Source organism: Spirosoma litoris (assembly GCF_054776755.1).
Genome location: NZ_BAAHBI010000035.1, coordinates 187846 through 206204, shown reverse-complemented (window position 1 = coordinate 206204; position 18359 = coordinate 187846). Strand labels below are relative to the sequence as shown.

The 18359-nt window shown below is 49.0% G+C and carries 13 protein-coding genes; 6 read left to right on the top strand and 7 right to left on the bottom strand.

Going from position 1 to position 18359, the window contains the following annotated elements; translation table 11 throughout:
• Positions 1-62: 62 nt before the first annotated feature.
• From ACYVGR_RS20100 to ACYVGR_RS20080, 5 genes are all read right to left on the bottom strand, one after another.
• On the bottom strand, positions 63-449 hold the full coding sequence (locus tag ACYVGR_RS20100) for a hypothetical protein (protein ID WP_460959952.1): 387 nt from the start codon (positions 447-449) through the stop codon (positions 63-65).
• A 63-nt stretch (positions 450-512) separates the two neighbouring features.
• Positions 513-3788, bottom strand: coding sequence for a M4 family metallopeptidase (locus ACYVGR_RS20095; protein WP_460959950.1), 3276 nt, complete (start codon positions 3786-3788; stop codon positions 513-515).
• A gap of 27 nt (positions 3789-3815) precedes the next feature.
• Positions 3816-4313, bottom strand: a complete 498-nt coding sequence (locus ACYVGR_RS20090; protein WP_460959948.1) for an FAD-binding oxidoreductase — start codon at positions 4311-4313, stop codon at positions 3816-3818.
• Positions 4314-4439: 126 nt separating this feature from the next.
• On the bottom strand, positions 4440-4946 hold the full coding sequence (locus tag ACYVGR_RS20085; protein ID WP_460959946.1) for a histidine phosphatase family protein: 507 nt from the start codon (positions 4944-4946) through the stop codon (positions 4440-4442).
• 164 nt (positions 4947-5110) lie between these two features.
• Entirely contained in the window at positions 5111-5917 is an 807-nt protein-coding gene (locus ACYVGR_RS20080; protein ID WP_460959944.1) for a 3-keto-disaccharide hydrolase, read from the bottom strand.
• A 134-nt stretch (positions 5918-6051) separates the two neighbouring features.
• Here ACYVGR_RS20080 and ACYVGR_RS20075 point away from each other — a divergent pair, with 134 nt between their 5' ends.
• The 4 genes from ACYVGR_RS20075 (at position 6052) to ACYVGR_RS20060 (ending at position 12766) form a co-directional block, all read left to right on the top strand.
• On the top strand, positions 6052-7938 hold the full coding sequence (locus ACYVGR_RS20075) for a family 16 glycoside hydrolase (protein ID WP_460959942.1): 1887 nt from the start codon (positions 6052-6054) through the stop codon (positions 7936-7938).
• A gap of 106 nt (positions 7939-8044) precedes the next feature.
• Entirely contained in the window at positions 8045-10081 is a 2037-nt protein-coding gene (locus ACYVGR_RS20070; RefSeq protein WP_460959940.1) for a c-type cytochrome, read from the top strand.
• Between the two features lie 394 nt (positions 10082-10475).
• Complete coding sequence (locus ACYVGR_RS20065) at positions 10476-11612, top strand: redoxin domain-containing protein (protein WP_460959938.1); 1137 nt, start codon at positions 10476-10478, stop codon at positions 11610-11612.
• 86 nt (positions 11613-11698) lie between these two features.
• Positions 11699-12766, top strand: coding sequence for a PLP-dependent cysteine synthase family protein (locus ACYVGR_RS20060; protein WP_460959936.1), 1068 nt, complete (start codon positions 11699-11701; stop codon positions 12764-12766).
• 184 nt (positions 12767-12950) lie between these two features.
• Here ACYVGR_RS20060 and ACYVGR_RS20055 read toward each other — a convergent pair whose 3' ends face one another.
• Positions 12951-13340, bottom strand: a complete 390-nt coding sequence (locus ACYVGR_RS20055) for a T9SS type A sorting domain-containing protein (RefSeq protein ID WP_460959934.1) — start codon at positions 13338-13340, stop codon at positions 12951-12953.
• 259 nt (positions 13341-13599) lie between these two features.
• Here ACYVGR_RS20055 and ACYVGR_RS20050 point away from each other — a divergent pair, with 259 nt between their 5' ends.
• Positions 13600-15204 carry a DUF1800 domain-containing protein gene (locus tag ACYVGR_RS20050; protein ID WP_460959932.1) on the top strand — a complete coding sequence of 535 codons (1605 nt, stop codon included), beginning with the start codon at positions 13600-13602 and terminating at the stop codon, positions 15202-15204.
• 87 nt (positions 15205-15291) lie between these two features.
• Positions 15292-16578, top strand: coding sequence for a DUF1501 domain-containing protein (locus tag ACYVGR_RS20045; protein WP_460959930.1), 1287 nt, complete (start codon positions 15292-15294; stop codon positions 16576-16578).
• Between the two features lie 262 nt (positions 16579-16840).
• On the opposite strand, the gene ACYVGR_RS20040 is transcribed toward ACYVGR_RS20045, so the two are convergent.
• On the bottom strand, positions 16841-18337 hold the full coding sequence (locus ACYVGR_RS20040; RefSeq protein WP_460959928.1) for a SusD/RagB family nutrient-binding outer membrane lipoprotein: 1497 nt from the start codon (positions 18335-18337) through the stop codon (positions 16841-16843).
• Positions 18338-18359 lie beyond the last annotated feature (22 nt).

Sequence of the window (18359 nt, the reverse complement as noted above, 5' to 3'; positions counted from 1 at the left end):
GTAGATTAACGAACAGCCCCAGTTTTTAAGTTTTTAATTTAGATTAGAACGCTTTTTTCAGTCTATTTTAACTTATCCTGTAGAATAGTTAAAATCAGGTGCTGCGTCTGTTGAATATCAGCGACGGTTGTTTCTAAGCGAGCCTGACCACTTTTCAGCTCTGATACATCTGTTTTCAACTCAGCGATATCCGCTTCTACTTTATCAAACCGTTTATCGACAGCGTCAAACCGCTGATTTACTTCTTCAAACCGCTGATTTACTTCTTCAAACCGTTGGTTTACTTCTTCAAATCGCTGGTTTACCTCTTCAAATCGCTGGTTTACCTCATCAAACCGTTGGTTTACAGTTACGGTCAAGTCAGCCAAGCCTCTGGCAATGGTTTCAATCTGCCGCCCCTGGTCAACAGAAAGGTGTTCTAATTGCTCTACGCGTTCTTCCAGATACATACTCAAATATACAGTTTTATTTGATTCAAGTACTAGGACGTAAAAAATGGCAAACGTCATTCTCTACTCCTTTATTACTTTCTTAGTCGCCGTTCCGTTTGCCGTTTGAATTTGCAGGAAGTACAGCCCTTTAGGCAAGTGGCCAATTTCCAGGTTGGCTGTGCGCTGGCGACCGCGAAGAACGGGTTGTAGGATCGTGGTTCCCGTAAGGGTTTGAAGTGATAATTTCTCAACGGTTTCCGTTCCAGGCAATTCGACGGTTAACGTACTTCCCGCTGGATTCGGATAAACGGACAATGCATCAGCCCAGGTGGGTTCGATCCCCGTAACGGTCAATACGTTGAAGGTTCGCTCCACAGCTGTTGCTGCCGCAAACTGATCGTTACCATTCTGGAACGCCTGCACCGTAACGGCACCAACGCCCGTAAATTTAAGGGTTGTGCCACTCAACGTAGCCGGGCCACTTTTCACCAGAAAACCAACCGTCAGATTCGATGAGCAGGTTGCTTTTAGCGTCAGGTCACCCTGATTGGAATAGCGGTCAGCAATGGCATCGAACGTAATCGTTTGGGCTGTTTTAGCCGCGCGGGTACCTTGTGTGTACCAAACGGGCCACTTCGCATCAGTGTACAATACTGTAGCCGAGCCTGATGGGGTAATTTTATCGGCGCCCAAATTAATTACTGCTACATTTTCGCTCGAATTAGATTCGGTACTGAACACAAGTCTGTTATCGAGACGCGAGTAGCTTGGGAAGCCTAACGTATTGTTTTCATACACAATATTCACCTTACCCGCATTCAAGTCAACAGCAACTACCTCGTACGTATCGTCAGTTTCGTTCAGGTAATCGAAGGCGATTACGTCGGGCGAATTTTTAGAAAAGGATGGATTTCCAATACTTTCGCCTTCGTCCAGATTAGAAAATAATTTTTCAATCTCGCCTTTGGCAAAGTCTTTAGTCGTATTACTCCAGACATTGATAAAGCCCACATCCCAATAGTCAATATCATCACCAGAGCTGTTTTTAAGAGCGTTGTAAGCATCGTAGACAATGTTTTCGCCCGTGAAATCCCACTCAAACGAATCGGCATATTGAACGTCGCCGGTCTGAACTCCCTGCGTATAAGTTGGATTATAGAGCTTAAATGTTACCCCTTGTTTCTTATCATAGCTATACACATAAATGGAAGCATCTTTATCGGCAGTAAGCGCAGCTAGTTTGGTACCATCTTTCGAAATGGCTACGTTATCCCAAATAGGATCATTTGAAATAATCGTTTCGGTTGGAGTGCCTGTCAGATTCACTGAGCGAATACGTTTATCCGTCGTTACGTAATACGCGTATTTTCCATCGTCGGTCACGCTGGGACGATGGACTAAACCCAAGGCCGATTTCTGGTCAAACTTCGATCCTGCACCTACTGTTGTTGAATACAACTTCGATGTAGTCGCATCGGCCAATAAGAGTAAATCCTGACCCGAAGCCACCGGTACGTCAGGTGTTTTGGGTGTAGTTGAAGTTCCTTCCGTAATTCCGACAGCGTCAAACGCACTCTTAGCTGCCGACACTTCAGCGCCAGTGGCCCCATACAAATCGCTAGCGGCTTTGATAACAGCCAGGCGCAAATCCAGGAATTGGGATGTCCGGACCAGATAGGTCGTTAGGGCACGATAGTAAACTTTTTCGGCTTTTTCTTTCCCTACAGCAGTTGCGAATTTATAGAACGCAAAGTTTGGGATGCCACTGTTGATGTGTACTCCGCCGTTATCATCACTAGTCGTTTCATACTGCGACATAGTAGCAGGCTGATAGCCGTTGGGGTCTTTGCTCTTGCCACCCTGATTGGGGTTCGATAGGTTCCGCAATGCTCCTGATGGCAACACAGCAGGGGTAGCAATCGTCTCACCAATGGTCCAGTTATCCCGATCAATCATAGCGCCGAATACATCGGCTAACGATTCATTGATGGCCCCTGACTGGCTTTTGTATTGAAGATTGGCCGTGTTCTGGATAACCCCGTGTGTCATTTCGTGTCCGGCAACATCTAACCCACCCGCTAATGGTTTCAGGAGTTTTCCATTTCCGTAGGCCATCACTTTTCCATTCCAATAGGCATTGTCCATGGCTTTCCCGTCATCGTCGGGCATGTTCACAATAGATACCATCGTTTCGCCGGTGCCACTCAGCCCGTTTCGATTGTGGGTATTTTTATAATAATCGTAGGCGATTCCTGCGTTGTAATGCGCCGAAACGGCCGTTGGCGTCCAATCGGTATTGTTGGTGGAGGTAATCTGATAGATTTTCTGATTATCGCCAAACGTATTGCGCGCATCTACTGTCCAGAGAGCGCCAACCGGATTATCGGGCATTTTAGATGTTGAGCTATTAAACATCGACCGCGATGCATCGATCAGGTAATAGCCTGTGTTCGTTTGCTGGTAGGTTTGGAATGTACGCGTTACCCCATTCAAATCCTTACCGGTTGCCTTAATCGGTCCCACGAACGAACAGGTATGATTGTACTTGTCGAGCACTTCGCCAGTTTGGGCATCAATCACATATTCCCAGCGTTCAAGCATGTTGGGCCGGACGGTCAAGGCATAGGCTAGTTTTGCGGCACCAGCTGGCATGGTGAACACACATAGTTCGCCTTCCGTCGATTTCATTTTCAACAAATTATCACCAAACGATCGGACTATTGACGTTTTGCGAACGTCCCGGAGTGCTTGTTCTGAAGCATCTGAAATCGTCAGTTTAGGCGTTGTTACCAAATCGGCTGACACAGGCTGATAATGGCCATTTAGCAACGTTACTTCATTATCCGCCAGGTGTGCAACAAGTTCAGAACCCAGCACAGGCACGCCCCGATGCGTTTGTGTTAGGCGAATGTGCATCTGGCCCAGATCATCAGTTTCGGTGCGGGAAACCGTAAAACTGGCTTCAGGATTATCAAGTTTCAGCAGTCCACGCACCTGCCCCATAAACTGATAAGCTGCCGATGCCGCAGCCGTTGCTGAAAGTCGCGCTCCCTTCGCTTTAGCCTGACTACTGGTTGAACTGGGGTTGATTTTTCGTTCAATGAATATAGGCAAACCCGTCTCTGCATTCCGCACAATCCGCAACCGAAGTGGTTCTGGATTAAGCTGTGCCCCGCCCGTTAATGTCTGATTCCCAGTTCGGTTTTTGGGTAGTGGAATCGCCTGAACATTCAACCGTTCGGCCAGACCAATCGTTGGCGTTGTGGTTTTCAGCTTACGACCAAAGCCAGGATTGGGTTGCTGTCCCCAGGCCGAAGTCGTCGTTAGAAGTGTCAGAATTAGGAGATGAGTTTTCATAATGTATAAGCTTTAGGACTAGTACTCTTATTTCAAGCGCAACGAAGCCGGAATCATGGCCATAAACGAATCGTAAATTTTCGGATAATTGGCAGGTACGGTTTTATCCGCAGTGCCCCAGGCCACTTTGTAGTTCAGTTTGCCTTTTCGCCACTGGACGAACTTATATATATTGCCAGGGTTATCGAACTTGGTCGTTTTGATTTTGGCGCTCACTTCAACCGAACTAAATACCCGTTTTGTGTTTAGGGCCGTCTGCTGACCGATGTACGTAAAATCCGTATCGCGCCCACGACGGCCAAACAATTTCCCGTTTTCCAGCAGATAATACGTCGTTGAGGCTCCCGTAATGCCTCCCCCACTGCCCACCATAATCTGGCGTTGTTTGTAGGTAGCGGGTGTAACAGCAGTAGCGGTTTTGCGAACTTCCGGCATCTTATCGCCAGCGGCACGGATACCCTCCTGGGCATAAAGCAGGTTCGATACAGTCAGAAAAGAAAATAGAGTTAGCGATAGGTGTTTCATTGGATAAGTTAGAAATCGACAGGATAGCGAAACAAAGGTATTGTGACTTACCAGCCTCGTTACTAGTGCATTAGTATGACTTGTGGAAAACAGCGTATGAGACGACATATAACCTTGATGAGTCACTTACGGCGGGGTTATCTGGCCATAAGTCGTCTGCGAAAACGTAACGGATTTGCGAAACAATCCACGGTGGAGCTTTACCTGCAACAGATTATCAAAATCGCCTGACTCAATTTTAGTCATCGTCGGTTGTGCGCCCAGCCCTTTGGCGATTTCCAGAATTGTATTGCTATGCCCCGCAATCAATACGGTTTTGCCCTTGATACCACTGACTCGATTAACAATAGCCTCAGTAGGTTTCGCGGGGTAATCAACCACCTGAATCCCCAGTCGCTGGGCCAGTGGTTGAACCGTTTGACGGGTACGCCGGTAAGGCGTTGAGAAAATGGAATCAATGTGTTGACTACCTAAACGTTCGGCCAACGCAGCTGCCCGTGCATAGCCCGCCGGACTCAGATTCGTAGTATCGGTTTCGTTCACTTTCTCTCCATGCCGAACGATATAGACGGTGGTTGTGGAGCAGGCAGTGGAAACAATAATCAGAAAAGCAAAAAGTGTAAATAAGCGCATAAGTAATTGGGGAAATTTTTGATTCTGGGATTCTATTGGTTCTATTGACGCAATAGCATCTAAAGAATCAATAGAATCCCAGAATCAAGTCTGGCTGACAATGTTACAAAAAAGCCCCCGGCAATTGGCCGGGGGCTTTTTTGTTCTTCGTAAACGGTCAACTTCTACAGCTCCCGAATCCAGATATTCCGGAAACCAACTGGGTTGCCGTGATCCTGAAGCAAAATTGGACCAGCGCCGTGAGGCTGTACTTTTGGATAACCAATGTATTCGGTTGTACCGCGAATAGTTGCGTGATTTTGTACCAGAATACCGTTTAGTAATACAGTCACATACGCGTAGTCGGTCATCATACCCGCTTTGTTGAATTTAGGGGCCTGATAAATGACATCGTAGGTTTGCCACTCGCCGGGTTTACGGCTTGGGTTAGCCAATGGAATCGCCTGTTTGTAGATCGAACCCACCATACCATCTACGTACGTTGGGTTGTTGTAGTTGTCAAGAACCTGCAACTCATAACGACCTTGTAAAAAGACACCGCTGTTACCACGGCCCTGGCTGTTACCTTCTACTTTCTCAGGGGTTTTGAATTCCAGGTGAAGCTGGAAATCATTGAATTCCTTTTTCGAGCGAGCCGAGAAGCCTTTGGTCGAATACAACACGCCATCGGTTACCGGCCATTTCAGCGGCCCTTCGTTGGTTTTTTCCCAGTTAGCAGGCGAGTAACCTTTGATAGCCACCCATTCGTCGGTGTTTTTACCGTCGAAAAGGACAATGGCGTCAGATGGAGGAGTTGTACCGCTTGTATTCGCCGAAACAACACCAGGTGTAACAACGGGAGGAACAGGCTCCCAAATCTCGGTCGACTGGGGCGTTTGTTTGCTAGGTTCAGTTTGGGCTACAGCCTGATTGGTGATGGCTAAGCTCGCTAGGCCGACACAGACAGCAAGCGATAGGTGTACGTTTTTCATAGAAAATTATAAAGAAATTTACTCGGGTTAATGGATTCTCAGGTAAAACGCTCAAAGATAAGTCTAACTGTCAATTGGCAGTCTTTTAAAGGGAAAAAATGTAACTTTCGGCCTTAAAACTACATGATAAACGTATGGTAAACCTATCCATTTCAGCTCGTCTCAGCGGACTGCTGGCTGTTGGCTGGATTGTGGGTATTGGCCTGGCAACCGCCCAGCCAACCCCTGCGCCGGGTATCGCGCTCCCGCTCAACGACTTGAGTGCTTTTGTATCTCCCACCTCCAACTGGCGTATCGCTGGTGGCGTTCGGGCCGATCTTAACAAAGAAAATACGCTCATAACCGAAAAAGGAACGGGCGTGCTAGTTAACATTCCGCTGGATCATCCTAAAGCTGATCCCAAAAATCCGTACAAATATGATCTGTTCACAACGCTCCAGCACGGGGATGTCGATCTGGAATTAGATTATATGATGGCCTCAAAGTCGAATTCGGGGGTGTATTTGCAAGGTCGCTACGAAATTCAGCTTCGCGATAGCTGGGAAATTCGTACGCCCAATGTACACGACAATGGTGGCGTTTATGAACGCTGGGATGAAAAACGGCCCGAAGGTCATAAAGGCTACGAAGGTCACGCTGCCCGTCAGAATGCCAGCCGTGCGCCTGGCTTATGGCAGCACATGAAAATCTCGTTTCAGGCCCCCCGGTTTAATGCCAACGGACAGAAAACCGAAAATGGACGTGTGATTCGGGTTGAGTTGAACGGTGTCGTCATCCAGGAAGATGTTGAACTGACTGGCCCAACGCGTGGCTCTGCCTTTGCCGACGAAAAAGCGCTCGGCCCCCTCCGTATTCAGGGCGATCATGGTGCCGTAGCGCTTCGCAACATCCGTTATGTCACCTACGACAAGCCTCGTCCTGAACTGATGAATCTGAAATACGCCGTGTATAAAGGCAAGTTTCAGAAAGAACCCGAGTACGACAAAACCGCTCCAGAATCGGAAGGGGCCACAACCATATTGTCGGCTTCGGTTAGTCGCATTCCGAACGAGTTCCTGATTCGCTTTACGGGCACATTACGGGTTTCGGAACCCGGTGAATACAGCTTCAATCTGGGCGTTCCAGGCGGTGGTGGGTTGATGAAAATCAACAATCAGTCGGTCATTGCTCCCGGCGAGTGGAATGCCAAAGGCAAAGCAACGCTTCCTAAAGGCGACCTACCCTTCGAATTGCTCTACGCCAAATTTGTCGATTGGGCACAACCATCGCTGGGGCTGACTGTGGCTGGTCCTGGTATTCGCGAATACGTTATCAGTGATGGCGCTGGCGGAACCGGCGAAGAAGTTGATCCTATTATCGTGGATGCACCCACCAATACGATCCTGCGCAGCTTTATGGATATGCCGGGCGAGAAAAACACACAGGGTCGCACGCTTCGTGTAACTCACGCTATTTCGGTAGGTAGCCCAGAGCAAGTTCATTATACCTACGATCTGGACAAAGGCGCTTTGGTACAAGTCTGGCGAGGTGAGTTTCTGGATACTACGCCTATGTGGCACGAGCGGGGCGATGGTTCTTCCCGACCAAGGGGTATGGTACAGCGCTTGGGTGCTCCTGTCCTGTTCCTGAGCAAACTAGCATCACCACAAGCCAACTGGATTGCTGATACAACCGGCTCGAGTTACCATCCGAAAGGTTATGTACTGGACGACAGCGATCGCCCGACATTCCGTTATCAGAGCTACGGCGCATCGGTTGAAGATAAAATCCGGGTCCTGAACGAAGGAAAAGGTATTCAACGCGAAGTGACTGTTACCAACCCAACCAGCGATCTCTACGCCCGACTCATTAGCGGTGCTAACATTAGCGCAATGGAAAACGGTATGTACCTCGTCGATGGCCAGGAATACGTTCGTATCGACGACGTTGCCGGAGCCAAACCAACCATCCGGGAAGCTAATGGGAAACAGGAGTTGATCGTACCCGTAAAAGGCAAGTTAACCTACTCGATCTTGTTTTAAACATAGCACGCAGATTACTATGATAAGGCTGATTTACGTGGATAGAAATTAAAAAGATCTGCGTGAATCTTACTAAATCAGCAGCATCAGCGTGCCATATATCATTATGAAAAAGATACTAACAACCCTCCTTACAATGGCCAGCCTCACGGGGGTTATGGCCCAGGAATCGCCGAAGGAGGAAGATTTTTTCAAGATTCTAAAAGTAACCGCACCCGAGGGCACCCTGCTCGAAGTAGGTGGTTTAACCGTGTTGCCCAATGGAAATCTGGGTGTGGCGACTCGCCGGGGTGATGTCTGGATTGTCGAAAACCCAACCAGCCGCAAGCCTTTCTTCCGCAAGTTCGCATCGGGTTTGCACGAGATTCTGGGCCTGACCTACAAAGACGGTGCGCTCTATTGCGCGCAACGGGGCGAATTGACTAAAATGATTGACTCCAATCAGGATGGCAAAGCCGACATATTCGAAACGGTTTACGCCTGGCCGCTGTCGGGGCACTACCACGAATATAGCTTTGGGCCTAAAATCGCACCTGATGGGCAGTTCTTTGTAACGGGCAACGTAGCCTTCGGTGATGAAGAATGGTGGCGGGGTGAAAGCCGTGTCCCCTGGCGCGGTTGGACTATGAAAATCAGCGAGAATGGTACCATGCAGCCTTGGGCAACGGGTATGCGCTCGCCTTGTGGTCTGGGTATTTTCGATGGTGAATTATTCTACGCCGATAACCAAGGCGACTGGATGGGTTCGGGTGGCGTTGTACACGTTAAGAAAGGTGCTTTCGTTGGTCACCCAGCCGGTTTACGCTGGACGGGCATGGCTAACTCACCCGTTAAACTAACCGCCGAGCAGTTCAACGCCAAGATTGATGAACGCCGGCGCCGGGATGAAAATGGTCGCGCCATCAAACCCGAAAACATCGTTAACGAAACGCCGAATCTGCTCTACGCGATGAAAGAGCAGTTCCCGAATGCCGATATTCAAACGCCTGCGGTCTGGTTGCCACACGGAATTCTGGGTATTTCGAACTCCGAAATTCTGGAGATTCCACAAGGTGCCTTTGGTCCATTTGCAGGCCAATTGCTGGTTGGCGATCAGGGCATGAGTAAGATCTCGCGGGTGTTCATGGAAAAAGTAAACGGCGAGTATCAGGGTGGTGCTATTGAATTCCGTAACGGCTTCAAATCGGGCGTGTTGCGGATGGCCTTTGCCAAAGACGGTTCGCTGTTCGTAGGTGAAACCAACCGCGGTTGGGGCTCGGCGGGGGATGCCAATGAAGGTTTACAACGTCTGGTCTGGAACAATGCGGTGCCTTTTGAAATGCGCACCGTAAAAGCGATGCCCGACGGTTTCGAAGTTGAATTTACCAGCCCTGTTGATCGCAAATCGGCCGAAGACCTGGCGTCGTACCGGGTTGAGAGCTTTCTGTACAAATACCATTCGGTGTACGGTAGCCCGACGATCAACAAGGAAGCTCTGCCAATTAAAGGTGTAAAAGTTTCGTCGGATGGTCTGAAAGCCCGACTGATTGTAGGCGACCTACGTAAATACTACATCCACCAGCTAACGCTGGATGGCGTTCGGGGAGCTACGGGTTCGTATTCACTGGTTCACCCCATTGCGTATTACACGCTCAACAACATTCCCGATGGCGCAAAATTAGCTATGAGCGAAGTAAGCACGAAGAATTCGGCGGCTGCTCCAGCAACTCCTGCTGCCGCACCAGCAGCTACCGAAACTGGCACATCCATGCCGGGCAAAAAAGCGACTCCAGCCAAAGCTGGCGCGAAAACAACCACCGGTGGCAAACCAAAATTGGTGGAAGGTCAGGCGGTAACGATGGCGAAAGCGCCAACCTACGAAGAAGTAAAAGGTTTGCTAACCCGCCACACTTGTGCCGCCTGTCATCAGGCCAATAAACGTCAGGTTGGCCCAGCGTTTGCAGATGTAGCCAAACGCAAATACACCAACGACCAGATTGTGGAGTTGATTTATAGCCCTAAACCACACAACTGGCCCGACTACGCTACCGAAATGCCCCCCATGCCGCAAGTCCCCAAAGCCGACGCGCTGAAGATTGCAGCCTGGATCAACTCGATGGCACCAGCTAGTGGTAGTGATTCGAAAGGTGAGCCGAAGCCGTAAGTTATTGTGATTATCAGTAAACAAAGCCCCTAGCTATTGCAAATTATAGTTGGGGGCTTTGTTTTCTCTATGAGGCTGTTTAAACTTTTCTTTCAATGGCTTTTTTGTCATCCCGACCGGTCCGCCGGTGCGGCAGGAGAGACCTTCGGGGACAGATTAGCCAATGGATTCACCCGAAGATCCCTCCTGCCGCACCGGCGGACCGGTCGGGATGACAAAACGCACTAATTATGGCTGGATTAGAAAAAGTTTAAACAGGTTCTTTAGTTATCACTCTCACTTAATTGCCAACACTGCCTGAATTCGTCTTACAGGGGAATCTGAAGGTTTTAAAGCCTTAATATTGAAATCTATTCTTTATTTTTAACCTCACAATCAGCAAACGAACCGAACTATGACACGTTTTTTTGTGGCCGTCCTACTCGCTAGCCCGTCGATACTCTGGGCGCAAACCGGCTCATATACCCTCAAGGCAAAACTGGCCGGTGCCAAAGTTCCTGCTAAAGCGTACCTCCGCTACATGGAAGGTAGCACCGCAAAAATGGACTCTGCACAACTTCAAAACGGGGTATTTTCATTCAAAGGAACCGTTGAAAATCCGACGCAGGCGACCTTATTTGTTGATAAACTGGGGACGGGTTTCAGCCGAAATCGACCCATAGCAACTACTATCGTCTATCTGGAACCGGGCACAATTAGCGTAATTAGCCCCGACTCGCTGGAGAATGCCGTTGTTAGTGGAACTCCATTAAATGCCGATTATCAAAAACTGACCATCATGCTCAAGCCTACGTCTGACAAGATGAGCCAGTTGATGAAAGAGTACCGGGCTTTAACCCCTGAGCAGCGTAAAAACAAGGAAATTGAAGAGAGCCTGGACAAACGATACGAAGCCATTGAAGCGGATCAGAAGAAAGTTAAGGCTCAGTATATCAAAGAAAACCCGAAGAGTCTGGTTAGTTTGAATACGCTGCAACGCTACGATTATACGCCCGAATATGCTGAGGTAGGGCCAATGTTCGACGGCTTATCTGATGCTTTAAAAAACAGTAAAGACGGAAAAGAATACGCCAAACAATTGGCCAGCGTCAAAGCAACTTCGATTGGTGCGATGGCTCCCGAATTTACTCAGGCTGACACGGCTGGTAAAGCCGTCGCGCTGAGTTCATTCCGGGGAAAATATGTACTGGTCGATTTCTGGGCGAGTTGGTGCGGTCCTTGCCGGGCCGAAAACCCGAACGTGGTGAAAAACTTCCACCAGTATAAAGACAAAAACTTCACCGTATTGGGCGTTTCGCTGGATCGACCCAATGCCAAAGAAGCCTGGTTGAAAGCCATTCATAAAGACGGTTTAGACTGGACACAGGTATCGGATCTGAAATTCTGGGATAACGAAGTAGCCAAACAATACGGCATTCGGTCGATTCCCCAGAACTTTCTGATTGGTCCTGATGGCAAGATTGTGGCCAAAAATGTTCGGGGTGAAGAGTTAGGCAAGAAATTAAACGAGTTTCTGGTAGCCAAGCCCTGATTTCGTTCTTGCCCATCGTCAAGCTGATTATCTTTTTTTACCCGCAAAGTGTGTCCACCTTTGCGGGTCATTTTTTATCAATACCTATGACTTCATCTACCGAAACCAGCATCAAACCGGCCATTCAGGAGAAATTTGAACACCTGTGGCATCTGGTGGGCAATACGCCCATGCTCGAGCTTTTTTATACCGATCAGGGGCGACCGCGTTCGCTCTATGTTAAATGCGAACACTATAATCTGACGGGCAGCATGAAAGACCGAATGGCGCTTCATGTATTGCATCAGGCGTATCGGCAAGGACATATCAAACCTGGCGATCGTATTGTGGAAGCCACCAGCGGCAGTTCGGGCATTGCGTTTTCGGCAGTGGGCAGGGCATTAGGGCACCCCGTTACGATTATTATGCCCGCTGGCATCAGTCAGGAACGGATCGATATTATCCGTAGTTTGGGAGCCGATATCGTGCTGTTTACTAAAGAAGAAGGTGGCTTTATGGGGGCTATTCGTCGGTCGGAAGAACTGGCAGCCAGCGATCCAAATGTGTTTTTACCGCGTCAGTTTGCCAATCAATATAATGCCGAAGCCCATCGCCTGACAACGGGCAAGGAAATCTGGCTGCAACTCCAGGGAGTAGATATTACGCCCGATGCTTTTGTGGCCGGAGTGGGTACGGGCGGCACCGTAATGGGCGTAGGACGCTACCTCAAATCGCGGAAGCCTGATATTCACATTCACCCACTCGAACCTGCCGAGTCGCCAACGTTATCAGTGGGCTACAAAACAGGTACGCACCGCATTCAGGGCTTTTTCGATGAGTTCATCCCGGATATTCTGAAACTAAACGAACTGGACAAAGTAGTTCAAGCCAACGATGGTGACTCTATTCTGGTCGCGCAGAAACTGGCGCTTCAATTAGGCGTTGCCGTCGGGATTTCGTCGGGGGCGAACCTGATTGGAGCCATCAATCTCGTGCGCGAATTAGGCCCCGAAGCCCGCGTTGTAACGATCCTTTGCGACAGCAACAAAAAATACCTCAGCACCGATTTAGTCAAGGAAGAACCCATCAAGCCAGGGTACGTAGCCCCCGACATTGAATTCACCGACTACCGGCCTATTAGCCGGTTACTTGTAGGCAGACCGGGGGTATTTTAGGGATTAAACTGGCGCGAGTGTTTACTCGTGCCTATTAATATTGCCAGTATTTACTGGCGCACTGGCTATGTTGTCCCGTCAGCGAATGCTGACTAAGTAAGAAGGCACGAGTAAATACTCGCGCCATGTAAAAAGCCGCTCCCGATAATCAGGAGCGGCTTTGTTATATTACTAGATGTGATTACTAATTCAGCGCGATAACGCGGCTTGGGGTTACAGGTTGTTGGGTGGCAATCGTTATTTTGTGCGAAGTGGTTTCGACACCGTTGGTAATCTCGACCTGATAAACGCCATCGGGCAAATCACTCAGATTCAGGCGAGTGCGGTATTGGCTTTCATTTTTGCCAAGATGACGCGAGTAAACGATTTTGCCTTCGGCATCTTTCAGGCTAACATCCACGGTACCTCCTTTTTGCTTGTCAAGGGCAATGCTCAGTTTACCAGCAACGGTTGTGTAAACAGCTGACTGATAAGAGACTGCCGTTGTTCCAGGATTAACTTCGGCAAAGGTAGCGGCAGAGGTAGCAACACCTAAAGTAAGAGCTAATGCGAGTGATTTGATGAGCGTTTTCATGTTCGTTATGTTTTTTGTTGTTGTCTACTGTTTAGCGGGGTTGTTCCCGATTGTTGAGTCAAAGATATAGGCTTAAGATGGTACTATGCATTACAAACTACCGGAACGGTTGCCGGACTTGATGAGTGGCAGGAAACCAAGGACGGTTGAGCAAACGGGAGCGCTTTATTTCAGTTAAACTTCTGTTAAAAGTGGGCCAATGCGTTCTATTTCGTGTTAATAGCTTACCTGAGGGATAGTCAACCACACGAATCAACGCATGGCAAACACAGAAACCCAGGCTCAACTTGAGCCATTCCGCGCTAAATGGACGGCTACCGATGTGCAGCATTTGCTCCGACGCACGATGTTTGGCGCGAAACCCGCCGACGTGGCGCATCTGCAAACGCTCTCGCTCAAAAAAGCGCTGAATGAACTGCTGGCCGATGAGCCCGCCCCACTCCCACCCATCAATAACTACAACGACGATAAATTCACCGACGACGAAATCAACCCCGGCGAAACCTGGATAACGTCCATCAACTATGATGGCATGAATAACTACCGCCGGAAAAATTCACTCAAAGCGTGGTGGCTGGGCCTGATGCTCAATCAAAACCGGACGTTACGCGAGAAAATGGTGGTCTTCTGGCACAACCATTTCGTTACGGAAAGCAACATGGTCGACAATGCGCTGATGTGTTATCGGAACAATGCATTGATGCGGACCCACGCATTAGGAAATTTTAAAGAGTTGGTAAAAGCCGTGACGAAAGATCCGGCCATGTTGAAATACCTTAATGGTAATTCGAACAACAAAAAAGCGCCGGATGAAAATTACGGTCGTGAATTGCAGGAACTGTTCACCGTAGGGAAAGGCCCCGGCTCACACTACACCGAAGCTGATGTCAAAGCCGCTGCGAAAGTGCTGACCGGCTTTCGAAACGACACCACCACGTTCGTCAGCATTTTTGATCCTGGTCGGCACGACAGCAACGACAAAACGTTTTCGGACTTTTACCAGAATACGATCATCAAAGGTCGACGGGGGCCAGAAGGTGAACAGGAACTGGATGATCTGCTGACGATGATTTTCGCCCAGGACGAGGTAGCTCGCTTTATCTGCCGAAAGCTCTATCGGTATTTCGTTTATCATGAGATCGATGCCAATACCGAAGCCAATGTGATCACGCCCCTGGCGGCTGTATTTCGGGCGAATAAATACGAGATCAAACCGGTATTGCGTGAACTGTTTGGGAGCCAGCACTTTTTTGACGCGAATAATCGGGGAGCGCTTATCAAAAGCCCCCTCGATTATACCGTAGGGCTTTGTCGGGAATATGATATTGCGTTTCCTGATGCCACTGCCTACGTCGATCAATACGGTCTTTGGTTTGCTATTCAGAATCAGACGGCAAACATGCAGCAGAATATCGGCGATCCGCCGAATGTAGCGGGTTGGCCTGCCTATTATCAGGAGCCGATGTTTGATCGTCTTTGGGTAAATTCCGATACGCTGCCCAAACGCAATGTATTTTCGGATGGCATGACTAACGGCAACATTAGCCGAAATGGCAAAAAACTGATGATCGATGTTGTAGCCTTCACCCAATCGCTACCCAATCCCGGCGATCCTGTTGCGCTGATTGACGACGCCGTTCGGCGTTTATATGCCATCGAACTGCCCGACAAAGACAAACAGTACATCAAGACGAGCATCTTGCTGTCGGGTTTACAGGGCGGTATGTCGGATCATTACTGGACACAAGCCTGGCAAAACCTAACCGCCACGCCCGACGATGTAGCCAACAAAACCAACGTAACAAAAAAGCTAAAAAGCCTGTACAAGTACCTGATGAATTTGCCTCAGTATCAACTCACTTAATGGCGAAAGAATGAATGAGTGAAAGAGCGAAAATTGCTGACAAGCCTTATTCGCTCTTTCGCTTATTCGCTCTTTCACTCTTTATCTATGCAACGTCGAGACTTCATAAAACAGACTGCGCTCGCTGGGGTTGTGTTGCCCCAGTTCCTGAGCGGCTATTCAGTTCGGGCAATGGCGCAAACGTCGCTGATGCCTGCTATTGGGCAAGATTTGCCGAATGACCGGGTGCTGGTATTGATTCAACTGGTTGGCGGCAACGATGGGCTGAATACAGTGATTCCAGTCGATCAGTACGGCGCGTATCAAGCCGCCCGCCCGAATATTGCACTCCCACAAAACAAAATCCTGAAACTGAACGGAGCCGATACGGTAGCACTACACCCTGCACTGACCGAAATTCAGCAGCTTTTTAATGAAGGAAAAGCAGGAATCGTTCAGGCTGTTAGTTACCCCAAACCAAACTTCTCCCATTTTCGGGCAACCGATATCTGGATGACAGGTTCCGACTCCGACAAAATCCTGAACACCGGTTGGGCGGGCCGATATCTGAACGACACCTTTCCGGGGTTTCCCGAAAAATATCCGACCGAATCCATGCCTGATCCATTGGCGATTCAAATAGGGTCGGTTGTTGCGTCGGCGTTTCAGGGACCAGCGTTCCCGATGGGCCTCGCAATCAGCAATCCATCTTCGTTTTATGATCTGGTTGAAGACAAAACCGAAACAACGCCGAATACCCGTTGGGGTAATCAGTTGGCCTATCTGGAGAAAGTTTCGCAGAAGACAGATCAATATGCGGGCGTGATCAAGAAGGCGGCTCAGAGCATTACCAAACAGTCGGATAAGTACCCCGCACCGGGTAAAAACCCCCTTGCCGATCAGCTAAAAATCGTAGCCCGGCTCATTGGTGGAGGGTTACGAACCAAAGTGTATCTGGTGAGTCTAAGCGGTTTCGATACGCACGCAAAACAGGTCGAAGCCGACGACACAACGACGGGTGCGCAGGCTCAGTTACTGCGCCGGGTATCCGAAGCTGTTGGTGCGTTTATGGATGATTTAAAAGGGTTGAATGCCACCGATCGGGTAATGGGCATGACGTTTTCTGAATTTGGCCGACGCATCAAATCAAATGCCAGCGGTGGCACCGATCACGGCGCGGCTGCGCCGGTTTTCTATTTTGGCAATACGGTTAAAGGGGGCGTAATCGGAACAAATCCGCAATTGCCAACCAATGTCACCGTCAACGACAACGTAGCGATGCAACACGACTTCCGGTCGGTTTACGCAACGGTTTTACAACAGTGGCTCAATCTGCCATCCAATGATATTCAGACGGTATTGATGGGCCAGTTTCCGTTGTTGCCGATGGTGTAATATAACACGGAAATCATTGTTCATAGTAAATCTGGCATATTTCTGCCCCCTTAGGGGCCTAACAGCGCAGCGTTGGTAGAAGAAGCGATTTGCAAGACTAACTAAGCGTGCCGTAGGTACGCAACGAACTGATTTGTTGCGTACCTACGGCACGATGGTTCTAGGTAGGGATTATATTTACTACCGACGCTACGCTGTTTAATCCCTACGGGATGTATCGATCGGTTATTTTGTAAACATCAATCCTGTCCACGCTACTAAATTACCGCTTATCCCACCACACTTTGCTTAAGTACGAATCGCCACTGGCGAATCGAGCGACGGCGGCATCGTAATTGGTTTTATTGAGCAAGGCTTCCTGCGTAGAATACACCGACCGACGGGGAATTTGCCCGTTTGTCGAGCCCAGATTTGGTCCGGGTGTCAGCTTAGGATAGCCCATTCTCCGCCATTCGATGAAGGCTTCATACGAACGGCCAAACAACTGAATCCATTTCTGCGTCCCAATTTTTTCGAGTTTTTGTTCTTTGGTCAAACCCGTGAACGACAGTTCCGTGTACGTAGCCGGAATCGTCGTTACGTTGTAAGGTGCCATCGACATAGCCGCTTTAACACCATCCTGGTAGAATTTCTCTGCCTGATCGGCTGTTGAGCCCCATCCTTCCAGAGCGGCCTCCGCTTTATAGAAACTTACATCCGCAAACGTAAACTGGGCGCAGGGAATGGCAGGCGAGTACGCTTTATTAAAAAACGTGGTCTGCGAAGCGGTCGAATAGTCGTCCTTAATGATGGTTTTCAGCAGGGCGTCCGTCAGGGCTACACCAATACCTTTATAAGCAGGCTTTCCGGCTTTCACCGAATTAACGGTCGGTTCAACCAGCCGTGGCAAACGAGGATCGCTTGTGTTAACCAGTTGATTCACAAACGTATCGGCCAGGTATTTCAAGTCAGGACTTCCGGCCAGCCAGTGATTCAACACGGGGTGGACGTTGGCGTTGGTGGCATCGTTGTAGGTTGGGATGACGGCATTATCAGCATTCGACTCCAGCAACGGCTGACCCATGGCTTCGGTAACGGTTTTCTGCGCCAGCGCTGGATCGGCATAGCGAATTCGCATACCTAGCCGAAGCTTCAGGGAGTTACCATACTTTTTCCATTTCGCCACATCGCCTTTGTAATAAAAATCGGCGCTGCCGTAGCTTTCGTCTGTCGCATTCAGCTGGGATATGGCTGCATCGAGACTCGTAATCAGCGATTTATAAACCGACTCCTGCGTATCGAACACAGGCTGATTACTCACATTCTCGACGCCCAGCGCACTTTGCGAATAGGGTACATCGCCAAATAAATCCGTTAACCGCTGCCAGATCGAAATCTCGACAATCCGGGCAATAGCTAGTTTGGTTCGGCCTTTAGGATCGTTTTCCAACCCTTTTAGGAGTTGGTTTCTGATCTGACTAATGTTCCGCAAATAAACATAATGGTTTGCCCAGAGATCGGTGTCGGCCTGCTGAATATAGCGCGAACTCGAAATCAGTACACCACCCGCCCAGTGCTGTACCCACGAACCAAACTGGTTATTAGGATATTCGAATCCTTCGGCAAAGGCCGCATCGCGTTGCACTTTCGAGAGCACCAGACCGGGATCGATAACCGTAACGGAGGTGGGCGGTGTATTTATTTTTTCAAAATCATCTGTACAAGCCTGCGACATCAATAAAGCCAGGGCAATGCAAATGGGTGTTAGTATCTTTTTCATTAATCAATCAAGTTTGGCGGAT